The sequence below is a fragment of the Devosia equisanguinis genome (genome assembly GCF_900631955.1).
In the GTDB taxonomy this organism is placed as follows: domain Bacteria; phylum Pseudomonadota; class Alphaproteobacteria; order Rhizobiales; family Devosiaceae; genus Devosia; species Devosia equisanguinis.
The window spans coordinates 96,185-122,554 of record NZ_UZWD01000034.1; the positions used below are offsets into that span (position 1 = coordinate 96,185).

Consider the following 26,370-nt stretch of genomic DNA (forward strand, 5'->3'; position numbering starts at 1 on the left):
TGGATCGCGACACTCCATCGCTCACCCCCTAGCGCCGCACCCTGCCTTTTGCTTACCATTGGTCTCAGCCTGACTTTGAAGAGACCGCCCAATGAACCGCTACCCCCGTGACATGCATGGCTATGGCCAGACCCCTCCCAATGCCAATTGGCCGGGCGGCGCGCACGTGGCGGTGCAGTTCGTGCTCAATTACGAAGAGGGCGGGGAGAACTGCGTGCTGCATGGCGATGCGGCCTCCGAGGCTTTCCTGGTCGACGTGCTCGGTGCCGCACCCTGGCCCGGCCAGCGCCACGCCAATGTCGAGTCCATGTATGAATATGGCGCCCGCGCCGGCTTCTGGCGGCTGCATCGGCTGTTCACCGAGGCGAACCTGCCGGTCACCATCTATGGCGTCGCCACCGCGCTGATGCGCGCGCCGGCCCAGCTGGCCGCCATGCAGGAGGCCGGTTGGGAAATCGCCAGCCATGGGCTCAAATGGGTGCAGCACAAGGACATGCCGCCCGAGGAGGAACGCGCCCAGATTGCCGAGGCCATTCGGCTCCACACCATCGCAACGGGAGCGCGCCCGCTCGGCTGGTACACTGGACGCTCCAGCCTCAATACCGTCGAGCTGGTCGCCGAGGCCGGCGGCTTTGCCTATATCTCGGACACCTATGACGACGACCTGCCCTATTGGAAGGTGATCGCCGGCACCCCGCAGCTCATCATCCCCTATACGCTTTCGGCCAACGACATGCGTTTCGTGACCGCGCCGGGCTTCGACAATGGCGAGGAATATTTCACCTTCCTCAAGGACAGCTTTGACTGCCTCTATGCCGAAGGCCAGGCGGGCTCACCCAAGATGATGTCGCTGGGCCTGCATTGCCGTCTGGTGGGACAACCGGGGCGCTATCAAGGGCTCAAGAAATTCGTCGATTATATCAAGGGCTTCGACAAGGTCTGGATCCCCACCCGGCTCGAGATTGCCCAGCACTGGGCCAAGGAACATCCCTATATGGCGCCAGAAATGGTGCCGAGCCAGATGGAGAAAGCGGCGTTCGTCGAACGCTTCGGCTCGATCTTCGAGCATTCCCACTGGATCGCCGACCGCGCCTGGGAAGGCGAGATGGGGCCCGCCAATGACACCGCCATCGGCCTGCATTTCGCGCTGCGGACCCAGTTCCGCCTGGCGACGCCCGAAGAACGGCTCGCCGTGCTGCGGGCCCACCCCGATCTGGCCGGCAAGCTGGCCGCTGCAAAGCGCCTCACCGCCGACTCAACAGCCGAACAGGCCTCGGCCGGCCTCGACGCGCTGACCGATGCCGAGCGCGAGAAATTCACCGCGCTCAACACCGCCTATGTCGAAAAATTCGGCTTCCCCTTCATCATCGCCGTACGCGATCACACCAAGGCCTCGATCCTCGAAAACTTCGAGACACGCCTGGCCAATTCGGCGGGTGAGGAATTTGCCACCGCCTGCGCCCAGGTCGAACGCATCGCCCTGCTGCGCTTGAAGGCAGTTCTGCCCTAGCGCGAACCGAACGCTGTATCGATCGCGGCCAACATCGCGCCCCATGCCGCTGCCGTCTGGGGGACATACTCGGCCCATTCGGCGTCCATGTCGTGCGTGACCCGCACCTGGCACCCTTTGCCGCGCGGTTCGATCTCCAGCGTCACCAGCGAACTGTCCTCTGCCTCTTCTTCGGGTGTCACGAACCAGCTGAATGCGATACGGGTCGGCCGATCGAGGCGCTTGTAGGTGCCCCAGGCCTCCGACCCATCCCGGCTATCGGCGAAGACGAACTTTCCGCCGGTCACCGGCTCGATCTCTACCCGGGTAACAACCTCGTCCGGCGTTTTTGCCTGCAATTGCGCGGTCATCCACTGTCTTGCACGTTCAGGCATCAGCCAGGCGTCATACACCTGTTCGGCCGAAAGACTGGCAAATTCGTACTCGGCCCGTGCGGTCACCGTGCTCATTTGTAGAAGCCGTCCCGCAGGTTGATACCGTGCTCGACATAGGCCTTCATCGCGGCCAGCATGCCGGTCCAGCCTTCGCAATTGCCATAAGACGCCTTCTGCCCCGCTTCGTTTTCGCGCCAGCCCGCCTCGTGGATGCGCACCAACGTACGGCCATCTTCCAGCGCCTCGAAGGTCATGGTTACCGTCGTCTGGTAGAGGCCGGCCGCATCATCATCGGGCGGCGCATCCCAGCGCAGCACGATCTTCCGGTCGGGCACGACTTCGACGACATGCACCGGAAAAGCGCCGGGGAAGTCATGAAAGTCCCAGGTCACCACGGCGCCGGTTTCGAGCCGGCCCTTGGCGCCGCCCGTGGTGAAATAGCCCGACAGCCTGGCCGGATCGGCCACCGCCTCGAACACGTCATGGACCGGACGGGATATACGTCCACCCACTGTGAACTCATAAGCCATACCAACCTCCTCGGCTTGACCTCGATCACAATATGTTATATTTTTATAACATGTCAAATGACGACGCCGACGACCTGATTTTCAAGGCCTTGAGCCACCGCGCGCGCCGCCGCATTCTGGATGCGCTGAAAGCAGAGCCGTTGACGACAGGCATGCTCTGCGACCGGTTTCCCGGTCTGGACCGCTGCACCGTCATGCAGCATCTGGGCGTGCTGGAGAATGCCGGGCTCGTCGTCGCCGAAAAGCGCGGCCGCGAGCGTTGGAACCACCTCGATGCAATGCCTGTTCACGCCATTCACGAACGCTGGATCGGCCCCTACGCCGCCTATGCCGCCGGCATGCTCAGCCGTCTCAAGCGCCATGTCGAAGAGCCCGCCGTCTGATCACGCTATTGTCAGGCCGATTTCGGAACAGACCCGGCGGGCAGGCCTTTTGCCTTCAGTAACTCTGTCACTGAAAGGACTTTGGCCGCATGCTTTATGTCGACATCCCGACCCAGAAGGACCTCACCGCCCTTCGAGCCGCACGAGACGACGCCAGCGTTTCCATCTACCTCGAAACCACGCCACTCACCCAGGATATCGAAAAAAGCAGGATAACCTTTGGCAATCTGGGCAAGGATGCCCTGACCCAATTGGCAGACGCGGGTATCGACAAGAAGCGTCTTGCCAGCCTCATCGAAGAACTGGACGATCTGGCCGAGGACGACGATTTCTGGCGCCAGCAGGCGCACAGCCTCGCCATCTTTGCCACCCCGGACAATATCCGCACGTTCCGCCTGGCCAATCGACTGACCGATATGGTCGAGGTGTCCGATCGCTTCCATCTCAAGCCGCTATTGCGCGCCGTGACCTTCCGCAATGCCGCCCATGTGCTGGCCATTTCCGAGAACAAGGTGCGCCTGGTCGAGATCGCCGCCGACCTGCCGGCGAGCGAAGTCGACGTATCGGGCTTTCCAGATGGCGCGGCCGATGCGGTCAACAAGTCCACGATCAATGATCGTTCGCATAGCCGCCGCATCCACGGCTCGGAAGGGCAGAAGGTGCAGCTGGCCAAATATATCCGCCGCGTCGATGCCGCCTTGCGCCCGGTCCTCGCCAATCAGGACCTGCCGCTGATCCTCGCCGCCACCGAGCCTGTGGCATCGCTGGTTCGCTCCGTCAGCGGCCTCGATTTCGAGCCTGATATCATTGCCGGCAGCCCCGACCGACTGACTGAAGGCGAGCTGGCCGATGCCGCCCGCAAGGTGCTCGATGCCCGTTATGCGCGAAAGATTGCCGACTTCGCTACTCTGTTCGACACCCGCAACGGCCAGAACCGGGCAACCACTGATCTCTCCGATGCCGCCCGTGCCGCCACTTTCGGCGCCATCGATACCCTGCTCGTCGACATCGACAATGTCGTCAACGGCACCATTGACGAGGAAAACGGCGCCATCAGCTTCTCGGATACGCCTGATGCGGTCGACTACGGGATCGTCGATGAAATCGCCGGCCGGGCGCTGGCCAGTGGCGCAACGGTGATGGCCGTCCGGCGCGACGACATCCCAGGCAAGGGCGACCTTGCCGCGGTGCTGCGCTACACCGTCTAGCCAAAGGCCCCGACTTGCCGCTAAGCATTCGGGTGGCGGGCCAGTCTCGCCACCCCCTTATTCGGTAGCGCCTCATGACCTCGACCTATGCCACCCCGCCCGCCGGACTGCCCGGACAGATGACCCTGCATACCCAGCGCGCGGTTTTCACCGAGGCCTATGCCTTCCTGCCGGCCGGGGTGATGCGCGACATTGTCACCTCCTACCTGCCGCATTGGCGCGACAGCCGCGCCTGGATCATCGCCCGCCCGCTCAGCGGCTTTGCCGAGACCTTCTCGCAATATATCGTCGAGGTGCTTCCCGGCGGCGGCAGCGAGCGGCCTGAGCCCAATCGCGAAGCCGAAGGTGTGCTCTTCGTGGTCTCCGGACAGATGACGCTGACCGTGGAGGGCGAGACGCATCTGCTCAAGGAGGGTGGCTATGCCTTTCTCCCGCCCGGCTGCGCCTGGAGCCTGGTCAACAAATCCACCGCCCCCGTGCGCTTCCATTGGGTGCGCAAGCGCTACGAGGCGGTAGACGGCATCGACATCCCGACCGCCTTCGTCACCAACGAGCAGGACGAGCCCATCCGCTGGATGCCCGGCACCAATGATCGTTGGGGCACGACCCGCTTCGTCGAACCCACCGATCTGCGCCACGACATGCATGTCAATATCGTCACCCTCGAGCCCGGCGCGGTCATTCCCTTCGAGGAAACCCACGTCATGGAGCACGGGCTCTATGTGCTCGAAGGCAAGGCGGTCTACCGGCTCAATCGCGATTGGGTCGAGGTGGAAACCGGCGACTTCATGTGGCTGCGCGCCTTCTGCCCGCAGGCCTGCTATGCCGGGCCGGAGCGCTTCCGCTACCTGCTCTACAAGGACGTCAACCGCCACGCCAAGCTGCCGTTCTGAGCCATGACCGACCGCCCTGTCATCATCGAACCGCTGACTGCCGAGGCCTTCGCCCCCTTCGGGCAGGTGATCACCACCGAAGGCGCCCACCATTATCCCATCAATTCGGGGATGACCGAGCGCTACCACGATCTGGCGCGGATCGAGCTGGGCGGCGTGCATCCGCGCCCGCTGATCTCGATCTTCCATGGCCAGCCCTACGCCCTGCCCCTGGCGCTGAAAATGGTCGAGCGCCATCCTCTCGGCAGCCAGGCCTTCTATCCCTTGTCCGACGCGCCATGGCTGGTGATCGTGGCCGAAGACCAGGGCGGCATGCCGACCCGGCTGCGCGCCTTTGCCCCGGCAGCGGGCCAAGGCGTCAACATCGCCATGAATACCTGGCACGGCGTGCTGACGCCGCTCGAAAGAGAGAGCCGTTATCTGGTGGTCGATCGTGGCGGCGACGGCAATAATCTCGAAGAGCATTTCTTTGAAACGCCAATCGAGATCAGGCGTTGATCTGACGCCGGCCTCGTAACCCTAATGGGCAGAGTCGGTCGCGCCCCGATGGGGACTGCGCTAGAATGCGTCGACCCTTGAAGGAATTTGGCTATGTTTGCGTCCCGCCTCGCTCAGGTCATCGCGGCCTTTCTGCTCATGCTGATGCCGGCACTGGCCGCACCGCTGACCCTTTCCGGCGACGTGGTCTATCGCGAGCGCATGGCCCTGCCGGCAGGCGCCGTGCTGCATGTCGGCGTGGTGTCCCTGCCCGATGGCAAGCCGGTGGTGGGCGCCGGCCAGACCATCGGCACCAAGGCGCAATCCCCACTCAGCTTCTCGCTCAATGTGCGCAGCAGCCTCGACAGGACGCCCGGCCGCTATGGGCTGGTCGCCGAAATCCGTCATGGCGGCATGCTGGTGTTCGCCACGCCCGCGCCGGTCCCGATAGACCTCGCAAACCCGACCGGCCTCAGCATTCTCGTGCAGCGGGTGGCCAGCCAGCCGGTGCAGCCCACCCCCGAGCCGATTTTGCCCATGCCCGACCCGGCGCTCATTGGACAGGCATGGGAAGCGACCAGCATTGGCGGCAAACCGGTGACCGGCCAGCGCAAACCGACCATGACGATCGAAGCCGATCTGCGCACCAGTGGCTTTGGCGGCTGCAACCGCTACTTCACCGAAGCGAGCATTGATGGCGCAGCTTTGAGCTTTGGCCCGGCAGCGGCGACCCGCATGGCCTGCGCTCCCGATGCAATGGCGGAAGAGCTGAGCTTTTTCGCTGCCCTGGCGGCGGTTTCACGCTATGAGGTCAGCGACAACAGCCTGCGTCTGCTCGACGCTGCAGGCATCCCGCTGATCGGCTTCGTTGCCGCCAAGGAGCAATAGACTTGGACACTGCCAATCTCGTTTCCCGCCTGCTCGACGTTATCGAGCACGATATCGCTCCGGTGACATCGAAGGGCGTGGCCAAGGGAAACAAGCTCTTCGGCGCCGCCATCCTGCGCAAGTCAGACCTGTCGGTGGTGGTGGCCGAAACCAATAACGAGATCGACAATCCGCTGTGGCACGGCGAAATGCACGCCATCAAGCGCTTCTTTGAACTGCCCTCAGACGAGCGCCCGGAGACGAAAGACTGCCTGTTCCTCGCCACCCACGAACCCTGCTCGCTTTGCCTTTCCGGCATCACCTGGTCGGGCTTCGACAATTTCTATTATCTGTTCAGCCACCAGGATAGCCGCGACAGCTTCGCCATTCCCTACGATATCCAGATCCTGCAAGCGGTCTATGCGGTACCCGAGCCGGGCATGGAAGCGGCCTCGCCGGATCGCCCGCTCTATAATCGCAGCAACGCCTTTTTCACCAGCCATGGCTTGCAGGAACTGATCGCCGGCCTCGACCGCGACCATCGCGAGAGCCTGACCGGGCGTATCGACGACATCAACGCGCTCTACAACAACCTGTCGGCCACTTATCAGGCGGACAAGGGCAACAAGGGCATTCACCTGGCCTGAGGCACAATTCTAGGCCGGCTTGCGCACCGATTTCAGCGGGCGGCGCACCGCCCGAACGGCCTCTACGGCTTCAACCGGCGAGGGCACCTGCGGCAGGTGCCGCTGAGCCATCCACTGCCAGAGGCGGGCACCGATCCCGTCGGCGCGCAGCGCCCGCAGCTTGACGATATTGACCATTTTATTCAGCCACCAGAATCGCGGGAGACATCTCGCTGCGTGGCACTTCCGCCATGGATGCGGCAAAAGTAAGAACGCTGAGGGCAAGGGCGAAAAGGGCTGTTAGGACGATCTGGTACATCGGTCTCGGTTCCGGACGGGTTGACGCTTGGACTTTCCGGCCTGGCCGGGTTGCGATCCTGTCCGTTGGATATGTGTGTCGCTTTGAACCGCTGTCGAATGCCCCATTAAGAATGCATTCAGAAAGCCGCCTTCGCGCATGGCTGCCATGAGGCACGAACCTTTTGCCACGATGGGGCGTTGAAAGGTTAAGACGCAATCCAGACAAGGCTCGACCATGACCGATGCAATCGTCCAGCACGGCGACGCCACGCCCCGGCTCGCCGTTTTCACCGATTTCGATGGCACGCTCGTCGATATCGCCGAAACCCCAGATGCCGTTTCGGTCCCAGACGAATTGACCGAAGAACTGGATCAGGCGATCCGCCGCTTCGATCACGCCTTTGCCGTCATCACCGGGCGCGAAATCGCCGATATCGACCGGTTCCTGCACCCACTGCAATTGCCCATTGCCGGCGCTCATGGCGCGCAACGGCGCCGGGTCGATGGTTCACTGGAATTGCCCGACGACAGCATCGTCAGTGCCGCGCATGATATTGCCCGGGCCATCGAACCCCTGGCGCAGGCCAATCCCAACCTCCTGGTGGAAACCAAGGAGGGCTCGGTGGCCCTGCATTTCCGCCAGGCCCCCGAACTCGAGGGCGCCTGCCATCTGGCTATGGAAGAGGCGCTGGTGGACTATCCCGGCTTTACCCTCGTTCCCGGCAAGATGGTGATCGAAGCCCGCCCGGCGGCCTTCGACAAGGGCGCAGCCCTGCGCGCCTTCATGCAGGAAGAGCCCTTTGCCGGCCGTATTCCGGTCTTTATCGGCGATGATCGCACCGACGAGGATGCCTTTCTCGCCGCCCAGGAACTGGGTGGGATCGGCATCAAGCTGGGGCCTGGGGAAACCTTCGCCCGCATGCGCATCGCCGATGTGCAATCGGTGCGGGCGCTGCTGCGCGGCCTGGGCGACATGGCCGAACGCGGCCATTTGAGCGGAGACATGACAGAGCACTGATCCGCCACACATCCTTCAACCAGAAAAAGGGACCGACAGACCTATGAGCCGCATCGTCATCGTATCCAATCGCACACCCGGGCGTGAGCCCGCCGCAGGGGGGCTCGCCGTCGCCCTGCGCAAAGTGCTTGACGAGAGAGAGGGGTTTTGGTTCGGCTGGTCCGGGAAACTCTCCGAAGACCCGGCGCGCGAGGCCAGGTTCGAAAATATCGACGGCCTCGACATCGCCCAGATCGACCTGACGCGCGACGACTACCACGCTTATTATTCCGGCTTTTCTAATTCCATCCTCTGGCCCAGCTTCCACCTTCGGCTCGACCTCGCCAATATCGAGAGCCATTGGTACGAGGGTTACAGGCGGGTGAACCAGCAATTCGCCAAGGCCCTGATGGCAGTTCTGCGCCCCGACGATGTCGTCTGGGTCCACGACTACCATCTCATTCCGCTGGCCACCGAATTGCGCAATCTGGGGGCGCGCAACCGCATCGGTTTCTACCTGCACATCCCCTTCCCCACGACCGATGCGCTTTACGCCATTCCCCACCATGGCGAACTCATGCACGATCTCTCGCGCTATGACCTTATCGGCATGCAGGCGCAGCGCGACGTCGCCGCCTTCACCGAATTCGCCGAGCACCAGGCCCCCTCGACTTTTGGCGCGCACACGCAGCCGGTGGATTTCAGCCGCACCGAAATCGAAGTCTTCCCGATCGGCTCGGAGCCCGACGCCTTCGCCCGCATGTCGACCAGTCCCGCCGCCACCAAGATGGTCAAACGCATGGAGCGCGTCCTGGGCAACCAGCGGCTTGTCCTGGGTGTCGATCGTCTCGATTATTCCAAGGGCCTGCCGCAGCGCGTCGAAGCCTATGAAAAGCTGCTCGCCAATAATGCGCGGCTGCGGCGCGGCGTGCATTTCCTGCAGGTAGCCCCGCCCTCGCGCGACACCATCAAGCAGTATCAGGAAACCAGCGATGCGCTCGATGCCATGTGCGGGCGGGTCATGGGCCGCTTTGCCGAGCCCGATTGGCAGCCCCTGACCTATGTGAAGCGCGCCTATGGCCAACCCAGCCTTGCCGGGCTTTATCGCCTGTCACGCGCCGCTCTGGTCACGCCGCTGCGCGACGGCATGAACCTCGTCGCGCACGAATTTGTCGGCGCCCAGAACCCGGATGACCCGGGTGTGCTGGTACTGTCTCGCTTTGCCGGCGCCGCCGAGATCTTTCCCGATGCGCTGCTGGTCAATCCCTTCGATACCGACGAGACCGCCGAAGCATTGCGCATGGCGCTGGACATGCCGCTCAATGAACGCCGCCAGCGCTGGACCGCGCTGATGGAGGCTGCACGGCACCACAATGTCAACGACTGGGCCCTGCGCTTCCTCGACCGCCTCGCTCCCGGCGCCACGGCCACGAGCAGCAGCCGCGACATTCTCTATCTGGCTTCGGTGGCTTGAGGACGTCATCCAAGACTGCCAACAAAAAGGGCGGCCCGTGGGCCGCCCATTTCATTATCAGCTATTGGCGGCGCGACGGGCCTTGCCAGCGTCGCGCTGACCCTTGGTCCAGCGCGGCTTGCCCGGCTTGGCATTGATCACCTTGCCGGTTTCGGAATCGCGGCGGACCATCTTGCCGGGAGCAGCGCCGGTGCGCTCACCATTGGCAGGCACTGCCGCCTTGGTGCGTTCGCCGCCGGGACGCGGCGTGTTGAACTTGCGCGGATTCGGCTTGGGATTGCGAGCCGTGCGCGCGCCGGCCGGTGCACCCGGGGCATTGCGTGGTGCGCGCGGCGCCTGCACTTCCTCGACCAGATTGACGTCGCCGGAGACCGGCAGGGTCCGGCGGATCAGCTTTTCGACATCCCGCAGCTTGCCCTTTTCGGTGCCGTCACACAGGGTGATGGCGATGCCGGAAGCGCCATTGCGGCCGGTGCGACCAATGCGGTGGACATAGTTTTCCGGATCGTCGGGCAGCTCGTAGTTCACCACATGGGTGATGTCCTTGACGTCGATACCGCGCGCCGCGATGTCCGTAGCGACGAGAATGCGCACCGAACCACTGGCAAAGCCCTTGAGCGCCGCCTGGCGAGCATTCTGGCTCTTATTGCCGTGGATGGCTGCAGCCTCGTGCCCGTCGATGGCCAGATTCTTGGCGACGCGGTCGGCACCATGCTTGGTGCGCGAGAAGATAATGACGCGATCCATGCCTTCCTTCTCATCGGCGAGCAGGTCGTTGAGCACGCCGCGCTTGGCCTTGGAGCCGGACATGATTACGCGCTGGTCGATCTTGACCACGGTGGAGCCCTGCGGCGCGGCCTCGACCTTGATCGGCTCCTTGAGGAGCGTCTTGGCCAGGTCTTCGATCTCGGCCGCCATGGTGGCGGAGAACAACATGGTCTGGCGACGCAGGCCGATCTGCTTGGCAATGGCGCGCACCGGGGCGATGAAGCCCATGTCGAGCATGCGGTCGGCTTCGTCCAGCACCAGCCAGCGCGTTTCGTTGAGGCGGATCTTGTTGTCGTCCATCAGGTCCTTGAGGCGACCCGGCGTGGCCACGACCACGTCGACGCCCTTGGCGATCTTGCCGACCTGGTGGTAGCGCGACACGCCACCGAGCACGAGCACGGTGTCGAGCTTCATCTTGGAGCCGGCGAACTTGCGCAGGTTCTCTTCGATCTGCACGGCCAGTTCACGGGTGGGGGCAAGAATGAGCGCGCGGGTGGTCATCGGCCGCGGACGGCCGGTAAGGCCCATGATCCCAGCCAGGATCGGCAGGCCGAAAGCCGCCGTCTTGCCCGAACCGGTCTGGGCGATGCCCAGCATGTCCCGGCCTTCGAGCAGTTTGGGGATCGCCTGGGTCTGGATTTTGGTGGGCTCGGTGAAGCCGCCGGCAGTCAGGCTGTCGGTGAGAAGGGTCGGCAGGCCGAGCGAAATGAAATCGTTCAAAGTTTTCGTCTTTCATGTTGCGCGAAACCGCGCAGGCGCCTGAGCCGCGATGCGGCTGGCGCTTATTGGAATATGCAATCGGGCGATAGGGAGATATCGCGCGGGTGCTGGCTCAAACCCGGACCATTCTGAGGTCTCCGGGCTGACTTCGCCGCTCACCGCGTGAGTAAGAAGAGAAGTCCATCGACGGTCATTCTGCCGCGACGTGACCCCCATATGGGGGAGATAGGAGAAAAAGGCAAGCGCGGCAGTTGCCCACTGGGCGCATGGCCGCCATCAAATCTCGAATTCGATCGCCAGCCTGTCCACATCCAGCGCGCCAATCCGCCTCCTCCCGCCATCGACGCAAACAAAGCCGAGCAGACGATCGCCAAGCGGCCAGAGCGCTTCTATCCAGCGCAATTCCGGCACATGGTGAAGCCGTACCCCCTCGCTTTTGAGGACGTCTCCCCGCGGCGGCGCGACGCGCACCCAGACCGATGCGCCACCGACGGCACACCAGCTCTCGTCATCGGCAATTGCAGCGCATTTCGGATCGCCATAAACCGTGCCCGCTTCGGCGAAAACCTTGCCATCGGTAATCATGGCCGTTTCATAGACCTTATAGACCACCAACCGCTCGGACACGGTCAATAGGGTTGCTCTTTGTCGGTCTGGCAGGTCGGGAAACAGCATGGTCTTGGGCTCCGTTGATAAAACAACACTGCCTCACCCGACCTAATGGGGCTGTTTCTTGGGGAACAGCGATCCGTTCCCGTCAAATCCCGCCATACCAGTCATAGCCATTGTCTTCCCAATAGCCGCCCTTGCCGCCACCAAAGGGGGTGAGGTCATCGACCAGCTCGATGGTGTGGAGATATTTCGGCTGCTTGTAACCCAGCGCCCGCTCAATGCGCAGGCGGATAGGCGCACCATTGCTGACCGGCAGCACCTGATCGTTGAGCCCATAGCTCAGGATGGTTTGCGGGTGATAGGCATCGATCAGGTCGGAGCTGGTGTAATAGAGAATGTCCCCGCTCAGCGTGCGCTGGATATTGTCGAAGCAGTGATAGACGCAATAGCGCGCTTCCGGCTTGACCCCGGCCTGGTCGAGCACCGGCCCCAGCGGTGTGCCGGTCCATTTGGCGATGCAGCTCCAGCCTTCGACGCAATCGTGCCGGGTGATCTGGCTGCGCGCCGGCATATTGCGCAATTCATCGAGCGAAAAGCTTACCTCGCGCTCCACCATGCCCTTGATGGTCAGCTTGTAGGAGGCGAAATCCTGCATGCGCAGGAAATTGTACTCTGCCGTGGAAGGCTCGACGGAGCCATTGGGCTTCATGCCCTGGCGGATTTCGCTGGCGCTATATTCACGCGCCAGCACCTGGTCGCCGATCAGTGTGCGCTGCGCCTTGTAGGTGAGCACATTGGCCCGTTCCATCACCTGCCGCACCGGATTGCCGCGCTGGCCGAGAAAATCGAACTGGTCGCAGCCCGAGAGCACCAGGCCCGAGCCCACTGCGGCAGAACCGAGCATGAAGCGGCGGCGATTGACGATCAGTCTGCTCATGGCTTGTCACCTTGCTGGGTCGGCGTGCCGGGGCTGGTGCGATACCAGCCGGTGATCATCGAGCGCATTTCATTGAGGGGGCCGGCCAGCAGCACCATGGCGATATGGACGATGAAGAAAGCAAGCAGCAGCAGCATCACCACGAAATGGATGGTGCGCGCCGTCTGCCGGCCGCCGAATACATCCAGCAGCCAGGGCCAGGCCGCGTCCATGCCGGGGCTCATGGTCAGCCCGGTGAGGATGATCAGCGGAAACAGCACGAAGAAAACGGTAAAATAGCTCAGCTTCTGCAGCGGGCTATAGCTTCGCCCATGGTGGAAGCGGAAGCGGGCATGGTCGAGCGCATCACGTGGCAACGCCTTGAGATCGGCGCCCCTGGGTAGCACGTCGCGCCGGATATGGCCATTGATGAAGCTGGCAAGGAACCAGACGAACAGCGCGCCGACGAAAATCCAGCCGAAGAAGAAGTGCACGACGCGCCCGGTGGCCAGGTCGCGGAACGAGGGAATGGTCACCTGCGCGGGGAAGGCGACGAAACTGGGCTGCGCGTCGGATCCGCTCATCCCCAGCACGCCGGTGGTGTCGAAGGTCTGGCCGAAAACAGTGGTTTGTCCGCGCGGCCCCTCCGGCGTATTGACCGCCCCGATGCGCAAAACCGCATTGTCGAACTCGAAGCCCGATTGCTGCCCGACATAAAGCGCCGGATGGGCGTTGAAAATCTGCAAGCCCGTCAGCAGCAGGAAAAACAGGCAGATCACCCAGACCCAATGGGTCAACCGGGTAAAGATCGACTGGCGATAGACCAGCGGCCCGCGCTTTGGCCTGGCCTCTTCAACTTGTGTCATTCCATCCCCCGCCTGTCCGTGAAAGTGACCATCTGCCGTAAAGCAACGCTACCGCATCGGGCCAATGGTCACCATCACGACAACTTTATTTCGTCGACATCATGCTGTTGCTGCCCATGGCGTCACCGCCCATCGCACCGTGCCCGTTGTGCTTGTCATGACACGCCTGTTCGGCAACCATGGCCACGTCGGGAAAACTGATGGCCTTGGCCTGCTCGACACATTTGGCCAGGTCCGCGTCGCTCATCATCGATGCCATGGCCATGCCATCGCTCTTCATGGCGCCGCTCGACATTGCCTCCTCGGCCTGTGCGCTCACGCCCAGCATCATAAGCGCGGCAATGGCGGAAAGGGTGAACATTCTGGTGATCATCGAAAACTCCCTTGTCGGACCGCAGCCCCTGCCACGGTTCATGACCAGCCATTCGCGCCATCCAGTGTCGCGGTTACAGGTTCACGCGAGCGTGTTCGCCTGTCGCTTTTTTCTCGCCCGCATGTAACCTTCCCCCACCCCGCTGCGAATGGGTTGGCAATGCGGACTGATGCCACGGAACAGAAGATGCGCACGCTGATGCTGGCGGCGCTGGATGGCGATGCGGTCGCCTATCGCGCGCTGCTGTCCGAATTGACCCGCTATCTGCGCCCCTGGTTTGTCCGCCGCCTCACCCCCGCCCATGCCGCGCACGCGGAGGATCTCGTGCAGGAGACATTGCTGGCCGTGCACACCAAGCGGCACACCTACGACCGAACCCGTCCGTTTACCGCCTGGCTGCACGCTGTGGCGCACCACAAATTCGTCGATCACATCCGCCGCTATGCCATCCGTCCAACCGTGCCGCTCGACGACGATGCCCCGATCTTCGCCCCGGACAAGGCGACGGACAGCGCTGACCGACATGATGTCGAAGTCGCCCTGGCGCTGGTACCGGGGCGCACCGCAGACCTCATTCGCCAGACCCGGCTGGAAGGCGCCACAGTGGCCGAGGCGGCCGCCCTGCACAATATGAGCGAGACCGCCGCCAAGGTGTCGATCCACCGCGGCCTCAAATCGCTGATGCAGAAATTTGCGGGGGGCGGAAAATGACCGACGACCTCATCGCGCGTCTCGCCAGTGACCTCCGCCCGATACCGTCGAGGGCGCTGGAGCGGCGGCTTGTCTTGGCGCTGGTGCTGGGGCTCATCGTCACGCTCGCCGGAGGCTATGTGCTGTTTGCCATGCTGATGGGCCGCCCCTTTGGCGCTGCCTTCGGCGGGCCGATGTTCTGGGTCAAGTTCGCCTATACTTTGGGGATCGGTGCCCTGGCCGCTGCCGCCGCGCCCACGCTGTCGCGCCCGGATGGGCAAAAGCTCTGGCCGCTGGCCGCTATCGGCGCGCTGATCTTGCTTGCGCTGATAGTGGGTGTTCTGGTCTGGAGCGGCACGCAATGGAGCATGCCGGAATTGATGGGGGCCACCGCCATGGTCTGCCCCTGGCTCATCACCCTCTCGGGCGCACCCATCCTGGTCGCGATGATCATGGCCATGCGCCGCTTTGCGCCGCACTCGCCCCCTCTGGCGGGCCTGGCTGCCGGGCTGGTTGCCGGCGGGCTCGGCGCCTGGGCCTATGCCTTTTACTGCGGTGAGACCGGCATGATGTTCATGGCGGTCTGGTACACGCTGGGCATTGCCATGACCGCACTGCTCGGCGCGATCATGGGGCGTGTGCTGCTGCGCTGGTAGGCGGACCTATTCGTCGCGGGCGGCCCAGTTCATACCGCGGCGCATGATGGTGGCCATGTTGGAATTTTCGAATTCCTTGGCGGCGTGGCCGAGCGTCATGTGGAAGACACGGCCCTTGCCATGCTTGCGCTTCCACACCACCGGCATCACCACGCCCTCGATCCAATGCGCATGCTCGCCCGTGAACGTCGTCGTCGCCAGCACCTCGTTGGAGGGATCGACATGCATGTAATACTGCTCGGACGTATAGGGGAAGGACGGCTTGATGCCGGCCATGATCGGATCTTCAGGCTTGGTGACATCGACAGTGTAGTCGATGATATTGCCCGGATGAGCGACCCACTGCCCGCCAACCATGAACTGATAGTCGACCGCCTCGCGGAAGGCGTCGCTCATGCCGCCATGGTGGCCGGCAAGGCCCACTCCGCCTTCCACCGCCTTGGTGAGGTTCTCTGCCTCTTCCTTGGCGATCTTGCTCATGGTGAAGATCGGGATGATCAGCGACAGGTCATGAATGGACGGATCGGCGAAAGCGCTGGTTTCCGTGGCGGTGCGAACCGAGTAGCCGTCTTCATGCAGCCAGCGACGATAGATGGTCGCACACTCTTCCGGATCGTGGCCTTCCCAGCCGCCATAGACAATCAAAGCACTACGCATAGAGAAATACCCCGCAAATCAAACGCGGCGGAGAATACCCTACTCAGTCGGTATTGAAACCCCGCACGATGTCATCCCCCGCGGACGTGTTCAGCCGAACCGATTTTGACCAAAAGGTCCACTTTCCCCTGTCACAAATACCTGCTTAACTGTTTGCGACGCTGCCAGCCCGCCGCAAGGGGACTTATGTGGCCCCGTCCCGGCGCTGGCAGAGTTTCTCGCCAAGAGCAAAAGGGATAACAGGGATGAAGAAGTTACTGCTGGGCGCCACTGCGCTCACACTCTGCGCTGGATTCTCCAGTGCCGCCTATGCCGAGTTTACGCTCAACATCCTGCATATCAACGATTTCCACTCGCGCTTCGGCCCGATTACCAGTTCCGATTCCAACTGCGCCCCCGACAATGATGCGGCCGGGGAATGTTTCGGCGGCGTTGCCCGCCTCAAGACCGCCATCGACGCCAAGCGTGCCGAGCTCGACGGCCAGAATGTCGTCCTGCTGGACGCTGGCGACCAGTTCCAGGGTTCGCTGTTCTATACCCAGTATCGCAGCGAGATCATCGCCGAGTTCGCCAATGACCTGGGCATCGAAGTCATGGCCGTGGGCAACCACGAATTCGACGACGGCCCCGAAGAGCTGGCCAAGCTGCTCGATGCGGTGAAGTTCCCGATCATTTCGGGCAATACCAATGTCGACAACGAGCCGCTGCTGGCCGGTCGTATCGCCGGCACCCATGTGCTTGATTTCGGCGGCGAAAAGGTCGGCATCGTCTCGGCGCTGGCCGAAGACACCGACGAAACTTCCTCGCCGGGCGACAATGTCGAGTTCGAAGACACCTTCACCAGCCTGCGCGCCCAGGTGGATGCGCTCAAGGCGGCCGGCGTCAACAAGATCATCGCCCTGACCCATGTCGGCTATGCCCAGGATCTGCAGATCGCCGCCAATGTGCCGGGGATCGACGTGGTGGTTGGCGGCCATTCGCACACCCTGCTTTCCAACACCGACGAAAAGGCGCTTGGCCCCTACCCCACCATGGTCAATGGCCCGGACGGCCATGAAGTGCCGGTGGTCACGGCTTATTCCTATGGCAAGTATCTCGGCGACCTGGTCGTCACCTGGGATGACGATGGCAATGTGACCACCGCCGATGGCGCGCCCATCCTGCTCGACGCTTCGGTTGCGCCCTATGAGGCCTATGTCACCCGCCTCGCCGAGCTCGAAGAGCCGATCCAGGCCCTGATGGCCGAGGTCATCGGCGTCGCCACCGCGCCCATCGATGGCAGCCGCGAAACCTGTCGCGCGGTGGAATGCGAGATGGGCAATCTCGTCGCCGACGCCATTCTTGATCGCGTCGCCGATCAGGGCGTCACCATCGCCTTCCAGAACGGTGGTGGCCTGCGCGCCTCGATCGACGCCGGCGACATCACCATGGGTGAAGTGCTGACTGTCCTGCCCTTCTCCAACACTCTGGCAACGGTGGAACTCTCCGGTGCCGACGTCATCGACGCGCTCGAGAACGGCGTGTCCGATGTCGAGAATGGCGCTGGCCGCTTCGCTCAGGTTGCCGGTCTCAAATACAGCTATACCCTGGCCAAGCCAGCCGGTGAGCGCGTGAGCGACGTCATGGTCAAGGGTGATGGCGACAGCTGGGTGCCGATCGACGAGGAAGGCACCTACAAGATCGTCACCAATAACTATACGCGCGGTGGTGGCGACGGTTACGGCACCTTTGCCGAAGGTACCAATCCCTACGATTTCGGCCCGCCGCTGGAGCAGGTTCTGGCCGACTACATCGCCAAGCAGGGTGGCGAATACACGCCCTATACCGACGGCCGTATCACCGTCATCAAATAGGGCCCACCGCCCTCAAACAGAAAGGGCGCCGCTGGCGCCCTTTTTTATGCCCTCTGCATGGCGCTGACGATCTGTTCGGGCCGCCATGGCTTGGCAATGAAAGCGCTGTCCTCCGGCAATTCGCCTGAAAACGGTCGGCGACCGCCCGAGACGACGATGATGCGGATATGGGGCCACATGAACCGCACGTGATTGGCCAGTACCAGACCGCTGCGCGTGCCCGGCATCTGCACATCGGTGATCAACCCGACAAAGGCGTCGCCCGACGTTTCAAGAATGCTGAGCGCCTCGGCGGTACTGGCCGCTTCCCAGGCCTGATAGCCATGCTCGGCAACCAGTTCCGCGATTTCCATGCGGATCATGGGTTCGTCATCGACGATCAAGATGGATTTGCCAAACGCGGTACTGGTGCTCATGGCAGCATGAACCCGCCGCATCATACGAAGTTCCAGCGGGTGTCGATCACATTCCAAACACGCCGGCGGTTCGCGCATGGCACAAAAAGCGTCCATGCGCCTTTTCCTTTGCAATCAAGGCTTTGCCTAAACTTGACCTTGGTGCTGCCCAAACTTTGCCGGCATTGGCGGCCACTCGGTCACGGTCTCGTGAAGAGGCAATTTGAGTTCATTCAGCAGAGTTTCGAACATGAAGCCATTTGCAATTGCCGCCATTCTCGCCACCTCCCTGACCCTGGCCGCCTGTGGCGATGCGCCGGACAAGCCTGCCGAAACGCCCGCCGCCACGACCCAGACCGCTCCGGCCGCCGATCCAGCGCCAAGCGAGGCGCCGGCCGTCTCCATCGAAGTGCCGGCCAACACCATGGTTCCCGGCACCAACATGACGGTGGAACAGGCTCAGCAGCAGGTGCAGGCCCAGGTGGAAGAGCTGAAGCTGACCGACGATGAAAAGCGTCAGGCGGTGGCCGATGCACGCAAGGCTGCAGAAGATGCCGCCCGTACCGCGGGTCTCACCAATGAACAGATCACCCAAGCCGGCGACGCCGCCGAGCAGGCCGCCAAGACCATGTTCGGCATCCAGTAAGCCTGAAATCTGCTGCGAACAAAAAAGGCCCCGCCGATTGGGGCGGGGCCTTTCTCATATCTTGGGTGCTTCAAGCGCGACGGGCGATCTGACTCCAGGCCAGCAGGATGATCACCGCGCCGACGATCGAGGCGATAAAGCCGGCGCCATCACCGGGCGAATACCAACCGATCGCCTGGCCCAGCCAGGTAGCGACGACCGAGCCGACGATGCCGAGCACCGTGGTGAGAATGAAGCCGCTCGGCTTGTTGTCGCCGGGAGTGATCCACTTGGCGATGAGGCCGGCGAAAAAGCCGATGATGATGGCCCAGAGAATGCCCATTTTTGACGCTCCGTGTTCAGGTTCTTCAATAAGTCGGCATGGGCCCCGGCGGTTGCAAGGCCCATAAAAGAAAGGCCCGCATTGCTGCGGGCCAGGATTGGCTTGGAGGCCTGAAAATTACACCCGATGCTCGGTTCGATCACGGTCGGTGACCGTGGCCAGATCGAGCACTTTCTGGATATTGGTGGCGTGGCGGAAGCTGGGCTCGAGATTTTTGCCCAGCCGCACCGCCTCGGCAAAGCGCTGGTAATTGGTCGGCACCGGGCCAACCTCCACTTCGCTCCAGGTGCCGGTCTCGACATCATCGCCGAGGCAGGTGAGCAGCTTGGACCAGTCGTGGCGGTGCTGGATTTCGATCGAGCCCTTCTCGCCATAGACGCGCAGGCGCAGCTCGTTGAAGTGGCCGGTGGCCCAGCGGCTGGCATGCACCACGCCCAATGCGCCATTTTCAAGCTGCGCAGTCATGGCAAAGCTGTCATTGGCGTCGAGATCATATTCGCCGATCTGGTTGCCCGGCGCCTTGTCGAAGGTTTCGAGCCGGCAGAAGACGCGCGAGAAATCGCTGCCCGCGCCATAGGCGGCGAAGTCGAGGATATGCACGCCGATATCGCCCAATACGCCGTTGGAGCCGTGCTTCTTGGAAAGGCGCCACAGCCACTGGCTTTCGGTGCGCCAATCGCCCCAGGCCTTCGACACCAGCCAGCTCTGCAAATAGCTCGCCTCGAAATGCTTGACCGTGCCAACGGCGCCGGACTGCACGATTTCGCGCGCCTTCTGCAATTGGGCGACATTGCGATAGGTGAGATTGACCATGTTCACGAGGCCCAGCCGCTCGGCCGTCTCGGTCATTTCCATGGCCTTGGCATGATCGGTCGCCAGCGGCTTTTCGCAGAACACATGCTTGCCGGCATTGAGCGCGGCCATGGTGGTGGGATGGTGGATGCTGTCGGGGGTGACATTGGCCACCGCGTCGAACTCGCCCCAGGCCAAAGCCGCGTCGAGCGAGCCGAAACCGCGCTCGATGCCATGGGTCTGGTTGAACGCCTCGACCCGCGCCGGATCGACGTCGACGCCGCCGGCCAGGGTTACGCCCTCGATCGCAGCAAAATGCTTGGCATGCTGATTGGCCATGCCGCCGGTTCCCAGGATGAGGATCCGCATCTTCTTTATTCCCGTATCGGCCCGTTGGACCGGATTGTTTCAAAGCACTCGATGTCACCCCGGCACCGGCCGGGGTCCATCTTGAAATATCAACTCGTCCAACCACTCCAGGATGTCCCCGGCCTTCGCCGGGGTGACACCGTGAGTCTGGAAAGGCCTACTTCTTCACTTCACCCGCATGATCGGCGGCGGAGAGTTTTGCACCGCGCTCCTCGATCTTCTCGATGGCTTCGCCCACCGGGGTGTTCGGGGCCTTCATCAGATGCGCGTGGCGATCGCCGTTATAGGCCCAGTTCACCGCATTGCGCAGCACCTGGCCGACATTGGCGTCGTGATAGGTGGGATAGGTTTCGTGACCAGGACGGAAATAGAAGATATTGCCCGCGCCGCGCCGATAGGTCAGACCCGAGCGGAAGACTTCGCCGCCCTGGAACCAGGACACGAACACCGTTTCCAGCGGCTCGGGGACGGTGAAGGGCTCGCCATACATTTCTTCATATTCGAGCTCGAAATAGGGCGGCAGGCCCTTGGCGATCGGATGGCCGGGATTGACGACCCAGAGCCGCTCGCGCTCGCCGGCTTCGCGCCAGTGCAGGTTTGCGGGCGAGCCCATCAGGCCCTTGAACACCTTGGAATGGTGGCCCGAATGCAGCACGATCAGGCCCATGCCTTGCCAGACATGCTCCATGACGCGCTTGACCACCACGTCGTCGACCTTGTCATGGGCGGCATGGCCCCACCAGATCAACACATCGGTATTGCTCAGCGCCTCTTCGGTGCAGCCATGTTCGGGCTCCTGCAACGTCGTGGTCTTGACCGAGATATTGCTGTCCTCGGACAACAGGGATGCGATCTGGTTGTGCATGCCCTTGGGGTAGTTCTCGGCCACGACCTTGTTCTTCTGCTCGTGAACGTTTTCGCCCCAGACCAGGGTACGGATCGGCATCGTGTAGTCTCCTATTCGAGATTGGGGTCCCGCCTGGGGCGCCCTATATCATTGGGGGTGTCCCCGGAGAAAGCGGGACCTCCGGGATTGACCTCGGAGCCCCCGCCATTCGGAGCCACAGTCTTGCAGTCAAAGGTGACGGAGTGAGGACCGCACCGATGAAAATGTCGTGCCTCAGCGGATCGGCTTGCCGGCCTCGTCGAAGCGGTGGATCTTGTCTTCCAGCGGCGAAACGCGCACGCGGTCGCCGCTATGGTGCTGGGCGGTGCCTTCGAGGCGCACCACGACCGGCTCTTCGGTGCCCATTTCCAGATAGACATAGGCGTCGGCACCGAGATTTTCGGTATGGATCACCGTGCCCTCCCAGATGCCGTCCGGCTTGATCTGCATGTGCTCGCCGCGAATGCCCAGCGTCGTGCAGTTGAACGCGGCAGCCTTCTCCCCGGCGAGGAAATTCATCTTGGGCGAGCCGATAAAGCCGGCGACGAAGATGCTGTCGGGCTTTTCATAGAGCTCGAGCGGCGTGCCGACCTGCTCGACCAGGCCATCGCGCAGCACGCAGATGCGGTCCGCCAGCGTCATCGCCTCCACCTGGTCATGAGTCACGTAGATCATCGTGACATTGTTCATTTCCTCATGCAGCTTGGCGATCTCGATGCGGGTCGCCACGCGCAGCGCCGCGTCGAGATTGGACAGCGGCTCGTCGAACAGGAACACTTTGGGGTCGCGGGTGATGGCGCGCCCGATTGCGACGCGCTGGCGCTGACCGCCCGACAGCTGCTTGGGCAGCCGGTCGAGATATTGCCGGATCTGCAGCATGTCGGCGGCCTTTTCGACGCGCCGGCGGATCTCTTCCTTGTCCTTGCCCTTTTCCAGCGTCAGCCCGAAGGCCATGTTCTCGTAGACTGTCATATGCGGATAGAGCGCATAGGACTGGAACACCATGGCGATGCCGCGCTTGGACGGCGCCAGGGCGTTGACAACCTGTCCGTCGAACAGCATTTCACCCGAGGTGATGTCTTCGAGACCCGAGATCAGGCGCAACAGCGTGGACTTGCCGCAGCCCGACGGGCCGACAAAGACCATGAATTCGCCCTTCTTGATGGACAGGTCCACCCCCTTGATGACGTCGACGACGCCGAAGGACTTGCGGACATTGCGAAGCTCGATGCTTGCCATTTTTGTAAACTCCTTAGCCCTTCACACCGCCGGCGGTCAGGCCGGACACGATCTTGCGCTGGAAGACGAGAACCAGAAACACCAGCGGCACGGTGACGACAACCGACGCGGCCATGATGATGCCCCAGGGGATTTCATATTGTGACCCGCCCGACAGCAGCGCGATGGCCACCGGCACGGTGCGCGTCGCATTGGACGAGGTGAAGGTCAGAGCGAACAGGAACTCGTTCCAGGCGCCGATAAAGGCGAGCAGGCCCGTGGTCACCAGCGCCGGCCACATCAGCGGCATGAACACGCGGGTAATGATGACCCAGGGTGTGGCCCCGTCGACAATGGCGGCCTCCTCGATCTCGATCGGCAATTCGCGCATGAAGGTGGTGAGCACCCAGACGGTGAATGGCAGGGTGAAGATCGTATAGGAGAAGATCAGCGCCCAGGGCGTGTTGTAGATGCCCAGAAGGCGGATGACCTCGAACAGGCCGGCCAGCACCGCGATCTGCGGGAACATGGAGACGGCCAGGATCGTCATCAGCAACAGCCCCCTGCCCCGGAACCGCACGCGGCTGAGGGCAAAGGCGGCGGTCACCGCCAGGAACAGTGCCAGGATCACCGTCACCGAGGCGACGAAGATCGAGTTGAGCAGGTTCTGCACGAAGCTGCCCTGACTGAACACCTGAACGTAATTGTCGAGGCTGAAGCTGGTCGGCCAATAGGTGACGCGGAACAGGTCAGTGCCCGATTTGAAGCTGGTCAGGATCGCGTAGTAGAACGGGAACACCGCCACCACCACGATGAACGCCACCAGCGCGTAGAACAAGACGCTCTTGGTGAATTTCCAGAGATCGAAGGTCGCGCCCATTACCGGTCTCCCCCATCGAAGCGCACGCGACCCAGCCAGATATAGAGAACGGTCAGGATGGCGATGATCAGGAACAACAGCGTCGACATGGCCGAGCCATAGGCGAAATTATCGAAGTCGAAGAGGTTTTCGCGCGCCAGCACGCTCATGGTCTTGGTGGCGGCGCTATTGGGCGTCAGCACATAGATCAGGTCGAAAATACGCAGTGCGTCGAGCAGGCGGAAGATGATCGCCACCATCAGCGCCGGCCGAACCAGCGGCAGGGTGATGCGGAAGAACTGCTTGATCGGATGCACGCCATCGATCTCGGCAGCTTCATAAATGTCGCGCGGGATCATCTGCAGGCCGGCCAGGATCAGCAGCGCCATGAACGGGGTGGTCTTCCAGATATCGACGATCAACACGGCGGTCATCGCCGTCTCGGGATTGGCGGCCCAGGCGATCTTGGTGCTGATCAGCCCCAGATTGAACAGCATGTCATTGATGATGCCGAACTGGTCATTGAGCATCCAGCCCCACATGCGGGCCGACACGATGGTCGGAATGGCCCAGGGGATGAGAATGGCCGCACGCACGAGGCCGCGACCGCGGAAATTGGCATTGAGCACCAGCGCCACGATCATGCCGAACACCGCTTCCAGGCTCACCGAGACGACGGCAAAGCGCAGCGTGTTCCAGACCGCGTTCCACCAGGCCGGATCGACCAGCAAGCCGCGATAGCGCACCGCTCCGGTGCTCTCGATTACAGACCAGCGCAGATAATTGCCGAAGCCGATGAACTCGGCACCATAAAGATCGGTGAGCGAGGCATCGGTGAACGAAAACCAGATGGAGCGCATCAGCGGCCAGCCGGCAACCACCGCCAATGCCGCCATCATCGGCAGCAGGAACCAGCGGGCGGCTGCCACGCGCTGCTTCATCAACTCCGACCGTTCGGCGCGCCGGGGCGCAGGCCGTGCGGTCGACAAACTCTCTGTCGTCATTTGCTAACCCCCCTGCCGGATCGGCTGCCCTCGGGCGCCATGCCGGGCTTCAGCGCCCCGCGAGCCGGTAGTGTGACTGAAGACCCCTCCCGGTCGAAACCGGGAGGGGCTGTGCAACGTGCCGGGAGGACTTACCAGCCATTGCCCTTGAGGTCGGTGAGGTCGGCCTCGAGGATTTCGAGGTTTTCAGCGGCAGTGCCATTGCCCGACAGGGTATTGTGGACCGCGCTCCAGAACATCGAGGAGACTTCGTTATAGTCGGTCTTGGTCGGCGCGGACGGACGCGGCACGGCGTTCTGGAAGATAGCCTTCCAGTTGGCCATGAAGGGCGAAGCAGCCAGCACGTCAGCGTCATCATAGAGCGCTTCGATGGTGGGCAGGTTCGACTGCTCGATGGCGCGCTCCTTCTGCACTTCCGGGGAGGCCAGGAACTTGGCCAGCTCGATGGCGGCTTCCGGATCGGGCGAGTACTTGGAGACGGCAACGTTCCAGCCGCCCAGGGTCGCAGCCGAACGGGCGCCTTCGCCGTCACCGGCCGGAAGCGGAGCCACGTCGAACTTGCCCTTCACCGCGGAGTCATCGCCATTGCCCAGCGCATAGGCATAGGGCCAGTTGCGCATGAACACCGAATTACCGAGCTGCCAGACACCGCGGCTTTCTTCTTCCTGATAGGCGAGCACGCCATCGGGAGCGATCGTGCCGACCCAGCCGGCAGCGCGGTCGATAGCGGCAGCGGCCTGCTCGTTGTTGATCGAGATCGAGCCATCGGCTTCGATGATCTGGCCACCGCCATTGGACATGACCCATTCAAGGGCGTCGCAGGTCAGGCCCTCATAGGCATTACCCTGGAACACGAAGCCCCACATGTCCTGGTTGCCCGCTTCGGCGCGTTCGGCATCCATGATTTCCTTGGCAGTGGTCTCGAGCTCGGCCCAGGTGGTCGGCACCGACTTGCCGTGCTTTTCGAGCAGGTCCTTGCGGTAGAACAGCGCCGGCGCGTCGGTGAAGGCCGGCAGGGCCACCAGCTTGCCGTCAACGGTCTGCGACTCGATGATCGAGGGGAAGTGCTGGGCGACGATATCCTTGGCGGCATCGGTGAGGTCGAGGAACTGGTCGGCAAGCTGCGGCGCCCAGATCACGTCGGTCTGATAGACGTCGATATCGGTATTGCCCGCTGCCAGCCACAGGCGGTACTGGCCGAACTGGTCGGAGGTGGACGAGGGCATCGGCACCACGGTCACCTTGTGGCCGGTTGCGGCCTCGAACTTGTCGAGCTGGCTGCGCAGGAACGCCAGGCCGGTGCCGGTATCGCCGGAGACAATGGCCAGGTCGGCGGCCTGGGCCGCGCCCGCCACCAGCGTTACGCTGGCCATCAGGCCGATAAGCATCTTCTTGAGCATCATTTGGTATCCTCCCGAAATATCCAGAACACAGGGAAGATGATGCAGAACGACCGTGCGCGATTGCGCCGGTCTCGTGCCCTCCTCCCCGAAAGCGCCTTGCACAGCGGTATCCATCAGCTGTTTTCAAAGCGCTTTGAATGAAAAAGAACCAGACGCCACAATTACTGTCAAGAAGGTCGCCGGCAGAAATTTACCGATTCTCTGGCATCGTCCAAGAAATTGCATTGATTTCAACGACCTAGACATGAGACTAGGGAAAATTCCCTAAAACACCGCAATTGACCAGTGAGGTACGCACCTCAGAAATCGAAATCGTTTCAGGCCTCTTGCGCCCAAATTTGAAATCGCTTTGAATGAATTTGGAGGAGGAAGGCGGCGAGCCCTGTTCAATGGTCCCCGCCTGCCCTAATGGCTGGACGAACCCTTTGCCCGCGCGAGAAAACGGGCAGTAGACAGGGCGTCCTTCCATCAGGGCCACATGCCGAAATGAGACTGAAAGATCTCGCCGAACATCTGGGCCTGTCGCAGACCACGGTCAGCCGTGCGCTCAACGGCTATCCCGAAGTCAACGAGGCCACGCGCCGCCGCGTCGCCGCTGCCGCCACGCAATTGGGCTATCGTCCCAATGCCAGCGCGCTGCGCCTGGCCACTGGCCGCGCCGGCGCCGTCGGCATGATTCTGCGCGGCTCCAGCGAGTTTGGCCCCCATACCAGCGAGTTCCTGGGC

The 26,370-nt window shown here is 62.4% G+C and carries 31 protein-coding genes; 14 read left to right on the forward strand and 17 right to left on the reverse strand.

What is annotated here, in order from left to right:
* The first annotated feature begins 91 nt into the window (after nt 1–91).
* The gene (gene puuE, locus DEVEQU_RS13830; RefSeq protein ID WP_126151179.1) at nt 92–1,510 is read left to right on the forward strand and encodes an allantoinase PuuE; all 1,419 of its coding nucleotides are present in this window, start codon (nt 92–94) and stop codon (nt 1,508–1,510) included.
* Here the strand turns inward: puuE and DEVEQU_RS13835 are convergent.
* Together DEVEQU_RS13835 and DEVEQU_RS13840 are read right to left on the reverse strand one after the other, a co-directional pair.
* Entirely contained in the window at nt 1,507–1,959 is a 453-nt protein-coding gene (locus tag DEVEQU_RS13835; protein ID WP_126151180.1) for an SRPBCC family protein, read from the reverse strand. The two genes, puuE and DEVEQU_RS13835, sit on opposite strands and share 4 nt — an antisense overlap.
* Nucleotides 1,956–2,414 (reverse strand): SRPBCC family protein, encoded by a 459-nt coding sequence (locus DEVEQU_RS13840; RefSeq protein ID WP_126151181.1) that lies wholly within the window; start codon nt 2,412–2,414, stop codon nt 1,956–1,958. Before DEVEQU_RS13840 ends, DEVEQU_RS13835 begins: the two co-directional genes overlap by 4 nt.
* A 50-nt stretch (nt 2,415–2,464) precedes the next feature.
* Between DEVEQU_RS13840 and DEVEQU_RS13845 the strand changes: the two genes are divergently transcribed.
* The 6 genes from DEVEQU_RS13845 (at nt 2,465) to DEVEQU_RS13870 (ending at nt 6,889) form a co-directional block, all read left to right on the forward strand.
* Nucleotides 2,465–2,797, forward strand: a complete 333-nt coding sequence (locus tag DEVEQU_RS13845) for an ArsR/SmtB family transcription factor (RefSeq protein ID WP_126151182.1) — start codon at nt 2,465–2,467, stop codon at nt 2,795–2,797.
* A gap of 89 nt (nt 2,798–2,886) precedes the next feature.
* Entirely contained in the window at nt 2,887–4,005 is a 1,119-nt protein-coding gene (locus tag DEVEQU_RS13850; RefSeq protein WP_126151183.1) for a baeRF8 domain-containing protein, read from the forward strand.
* Nucleotides 4,006–4,079: 74 nt separating this feature from the next.
* Nucleotides 4,080–4,898 (forward strand): bifunctional allantoicase/(S)-ureidoglycine aminohydrolase, encoded by an 819-nt coding sequence (locus DEVEQU_RS13855; protein WP_126151184.1) that lies wholly within the window; start codon nt 4,080–4,082, stop codon nt 4,896–4,898.
* A 3-nt stretch (nt 4,899–4,901) separates the two neighbouring features.
* The gene (locus tag DEVEQU_RS13860; RefSeq protein ID WP_126151185.1) at nt 4,902–5,396 is read left to right on the forward strand and encodes an ureidoglycolate lyase; all 495 of its coding nucleotides are present in this window, start codon (nt 4,902–4,904) and stop codon (nt 5,394–5,396) included.
* Nucleotides 5,397–5,489: 93 nt separating this feature from the next.
* On the forward strand, nt 5,490–6,263 hold the full coding sequence (locus tag DEVEQU_RS13865; protein ID WP_126151186.1) for an META domain-containing protein: 774 nt from the start codon (nt 5,490–5,492) through the stop codon (nt 6,261–6,263).
* Nucleotides 6,260–6,889 carry a nucleoside deaminase gene (locus DEVEQU_RS13870; RefSeq protein ID WP_386849571.1) on the forward strand — a complete coding sequence of 210 codons (630 nt, stop codon included), beginning with the start codon at nt 6,260–6,262 and terminating at the stop codon, nt 6,887–6,889. Before DEVEQU_RS13865 ends, DEVEQU_RS13870 begins: the two co-directional genes overlap by 4 nt.
* 9 nt (nt 6,890–6,898) lie before the next feature.
* Here DEVEQU_RS13870 and DEVEQU_RS19935 read toward each other — a convergent pair whose 3' ends face one another.
* Nucleotides 6,899–7,066 carry a hypothetical protein gene (locus tag DEVEQU_RS19935; protein WP_164550405.1) on the reverse strand — a complete coding sequence of 56 codons (168 nt, stop codon included), beginning with the start codon at nt 7,064–7,066 and terminating at the stop codon, nt 6,899–6,901.
* Between the two features lie 337 nt (nt 7,067–7,403).
* Between DEVEQU_RS19935 and otsB the strand changes: the two genes are divergently transcribed.
* Nucleotides 7,404–8,186: a trehalose-phosphatase gene (otsB, locus tag DEVEQU_RS13875; RefSeq protein ID WP_126151188.1), complete on the forward strand. Its 783-nt coding sequence runs from the start codon at nt 7,404–7,406 to the stop codon at nt 8,184–8,186.
* Nucleotides 8,187–8,229: 43 nt separating this feature from the next.
* Nucleotides 8,230–9,639 carry an alpha,alpha-trehalose-phosphate synthase (UDP-forming) gene (locus tag DEVEQU_RS13880; protein ID WP_126151189.1) on the forward strand — a complete coding sequence of 470 codons (1,410 nt, stop codon included), beginning with the start codon at nt 8,230–8,232 and terminating at the stop codon, nt 9,637–9,639.
* A 57-nt stretch (nt 9,640–9,696) separates the two neighbouring features.
* On the opposite strand, the gene DEVEQU_RS13885 is transcribed toward DEVEQU_RS13880, so the two are convergent.
* The 5 genes from DEVEQU_RS13885 to DEVEQU_RS13905 all read right to left on the reverse strand — a co-directional run bounded on the left by DEVEQU_RS13885 (nt 9,697) and on the right by DEVEQU_RS13905 (nt 13,894).
* The gene (locus DEVEQU_RS13885) at nt 9,697–11,127 is read right to left on the reverse strand and encodes a DEAD/DEAH box helicase (protein WP_126151190.1); all 1,431 of its coding nucleotides are present in this window, start codon (nt 11,125–11,127) and stop codon (nt 9,697–9,699) included.
* A gap of 276 nt (nt 11,128–11,403) precedes the next feature.
* The gene (locus tag DEVEQU_RS13890) at nt 11,404–11,802 is read right to left on the reverse strand and encodes a hypothetical protein (protein ID WP_126151191.1); all 399 of its coding nucleotides are present in this window, start codon (nt 11,800–11,802) and stop codon (nt 11,404–11,406) included.
* 82 nt (nt 11,803–11,884) lie between these two features.
* On the reverse strand, nt 11,885–12,676 hold the full coding sequence (locus DEVEQU_RS13895) for a molybdopterin-dependent oxidoreductase (protein ID WP_126151192.1): 792 nt from the start codon (nt 12,674–12,676) through the stop codon (nt 11,885–11,887).
* A complete protein-coding gene (locus DEVEQU_RS13900; protein WP_126151193.1) occupies nt 12,673–13,521 on the reverse strand; it encodes a cytochrome b/b6 domain-containing protein in 849 nt (282 codons plus the stop codon). Before DEVEQU_RS13900 ends, DEVEQU_RS13895 begins: the two co-directional genes overlap by 4 nt.
* A gap of 85 nt (nt 13,522–13,606) precedes the next feature.
* A complete protein-coding gene (locus DEVEQU_RS13905) occupies nt 13,607–13,894 on the reverse strand; it encodes a hypothetical protein (RefSeq protein ID WP_126151194.1) in 288 nt (95 codons plus the stop codon).
* A gap of 186 nt (nt 13,895–14,080) precedes the next feature.
* On the opposite strand from DEVEQU_RS13905, the gene DEVEQU_RS13910 reads away from it, so the two are divergent.
* Nucleotides 14,081–14,605, forward strand: coding sequence for a sigma-70 family RNA polymerase sigma factor (locus tag DEVEQU_RS13910; protein ID WP_126151217.1), 525 nt, complete (start codon nt 14,081–14,083; stop codon nt 14,603–14,605).
* Nucleotides 14,602–15,240 carry a DUF1109 domain-containing protein gene (locus DEVEQU_RS13915; protein ID WP_126151195.1) on the forward strand — a complete coding sequence of 213 codons (639 nt, stop codon included), beginning with the start codon at nt 14,602–14,604 and terminating at the stop codon, nt 15,238–15,240. Before DEVEQU_RS13910 ends, DEVEQU_RS13915 begins: the two co-directional genes overlap by 4 nt.
* 6 nt (nt 15,241–15,246) lie before the next feature.
* Here DEVEQU_RS13915 and DEVEQU_RS13920 read toward each other — a convergent pair whose 3' ends face one another.
* Complete coding sequence (locus tag DEVEQU_RS13920) at nt 15,247–15,897, reverse strand: ThuA domain-containing protein (RefSeq protein ID WP_126151196.1); 651 nt, start codon at nt 15,895–15,897, stop codon at nt 15,247–15,249.
* Between the two features lie 245 nt (nt 15,898–16,142).
* On the opposite strand from DEVEQU_RS13920, the gene DEVEQU_RS13925 reads away from it, so the two are divergent.
* A complete protein-coding gene (locus tag DEVEQU_RS13925) occupies nt 16,143–17,750 on the forward strand; it encodes a bifunctional metallophosphatase/5'-nucleotidase (RefSeq protein WP_126151197.1) in 1,608 nt (535 codons plus the stop codon).
* 44 nt (nt 17,751–17,794) lie between these two features.
* Here the strand turns inward: DEVEQU_RS13925 and DEVEQU_RS13930 are convergent, their stop codons facing one another.
* On the reverse strand, nt 17,795–18,166 hold the full coding sequence (locus DEVEQU_RS13930; RefSeq protein ID WP_164550406.1) for a response regulator: 372 nt from the start codon (nt 18,164–18,166) through the stop codon (nt 17,795–17,797).
* 229 nt (nt 18,167–18,395) lie between these two features.
* Between DEVEQU_RS13930 and DEVEQU_RS13935 the strand changes: the two genes are divergently transcribed.
* A complete protein-coding gene (locus DEVEQU_RS13935) occupies nt 18,396–18,791 on the forward strand; it encodes a hypothetical protein (protein ID WP_126151199.1) in 396 nt (131 codons plus the stop codon).
* 70 nt (nt 18,792–18,861) lie between these two features.
* Here the strand turns inward: DEVEQU_RS13935 and DEVEQU_RS13940 are convergent, their stop codons facing one another.
* The 7 genes from DEVEQU_RS13940 to DEVEQU_RS13970 form a co-directional block, all read right to left on the reverse strand.
* On the reverse strand, nt 18,862–19,113 hold the full coding sequence (locus DEVEQU_RS13940; protein WP_126151200.1) for a GlsB/YeaQ/YmgE family stress response membrane protein: 252 nt from the start codon (nt 19,111–19,113) through the stop codon (nt 18,862–18,864).
* A 117-nt stretch (nt 19,114–19,230) separates the two neighbouring features.
* Nucleotides 19,231–20,274 (reverse strand): Gfo/Idh/MocA family protein, encoded by a 1,044-nt coding sequence (locus DEVEQU_RS13945; RefSeq protein WP_126151201.1) that lies wholly within the window; start codon nt 20,272–20,274, stop codon nt 19,231–19,233.
* 157 nt (nt 20,275–20,431) lie between these two features.
* On the reverse strand, nt 20,432–21,220 hold the full coding sequence (locus DEVEQU_RS13950) for a ThuA domain-containing protein (RefSeq protein WP_126151202.1): 789 nt from the start codon (nt 21,218–21,220) through the stop codon (nt 20,432–20,434).
* Between the two features lie 174 nt (nt 21,221–21,394).
* Nucleotides 21,395–22,399, reverse strand: coding sequence for an ABC transporter ATP-binding protein (locus tag DEVEQU_RS13955; protein ID WP_126151203.1), 1,005 nt, complete (start codon nt 22,397–22,399; stop codon nt 21,395–21,397).
* Nucleotides 22,400–22,412: 13 nt separating this feature from the next.
* Entirely contained in the window at nt 22,413–23,258 is an 846-nt protein-coding gene (locus DEVEQU_RS13960) for a carbohydrate ABC transporter permease (protein ID WP_126151204.1), read from the reverse strand.
* A complete protein-coding gene (locus DEVEQU_RS13965) occupies nt 23,258–24,178 on the reverse strand; it encodes a carbohydrate ABC transporter permease (protein ID WP_223214231.1) in 921 nt (306 codons plus the stop codon). Before DEVEQU_RS13965 ends, DEVEQU_RS13960 begins: the two co-directional genes overlap by 1 nt.
* Nucleotides 24,179–24,372: 194 nt before the next feature.
* A complete protein-coding gene (locus DEVEQU_RS13970) occupies nt 24,373–25,644 on the reverse strand; it encodes an ABC transporter substrate-binding protein (protein ID WP_164550407.1) in 1,272 nt (423 codons plus the stop codon).
* A gap of 486 nt (nt 25,645–26,130) precedes the next feature.
* Here DEVEQU_RS13970 and DEVEQU_RS13975 point away from each other — a divergent pair.
* Nucleotides 26,131–26,370 (forward strand): LacI family DNA-binding transcriptional regulator (locus tag DEVEQU_RS13975; RefSeq protein WP_164550408.1); only part of this gene is annotated, 240 nt, incomplete at its 3' end.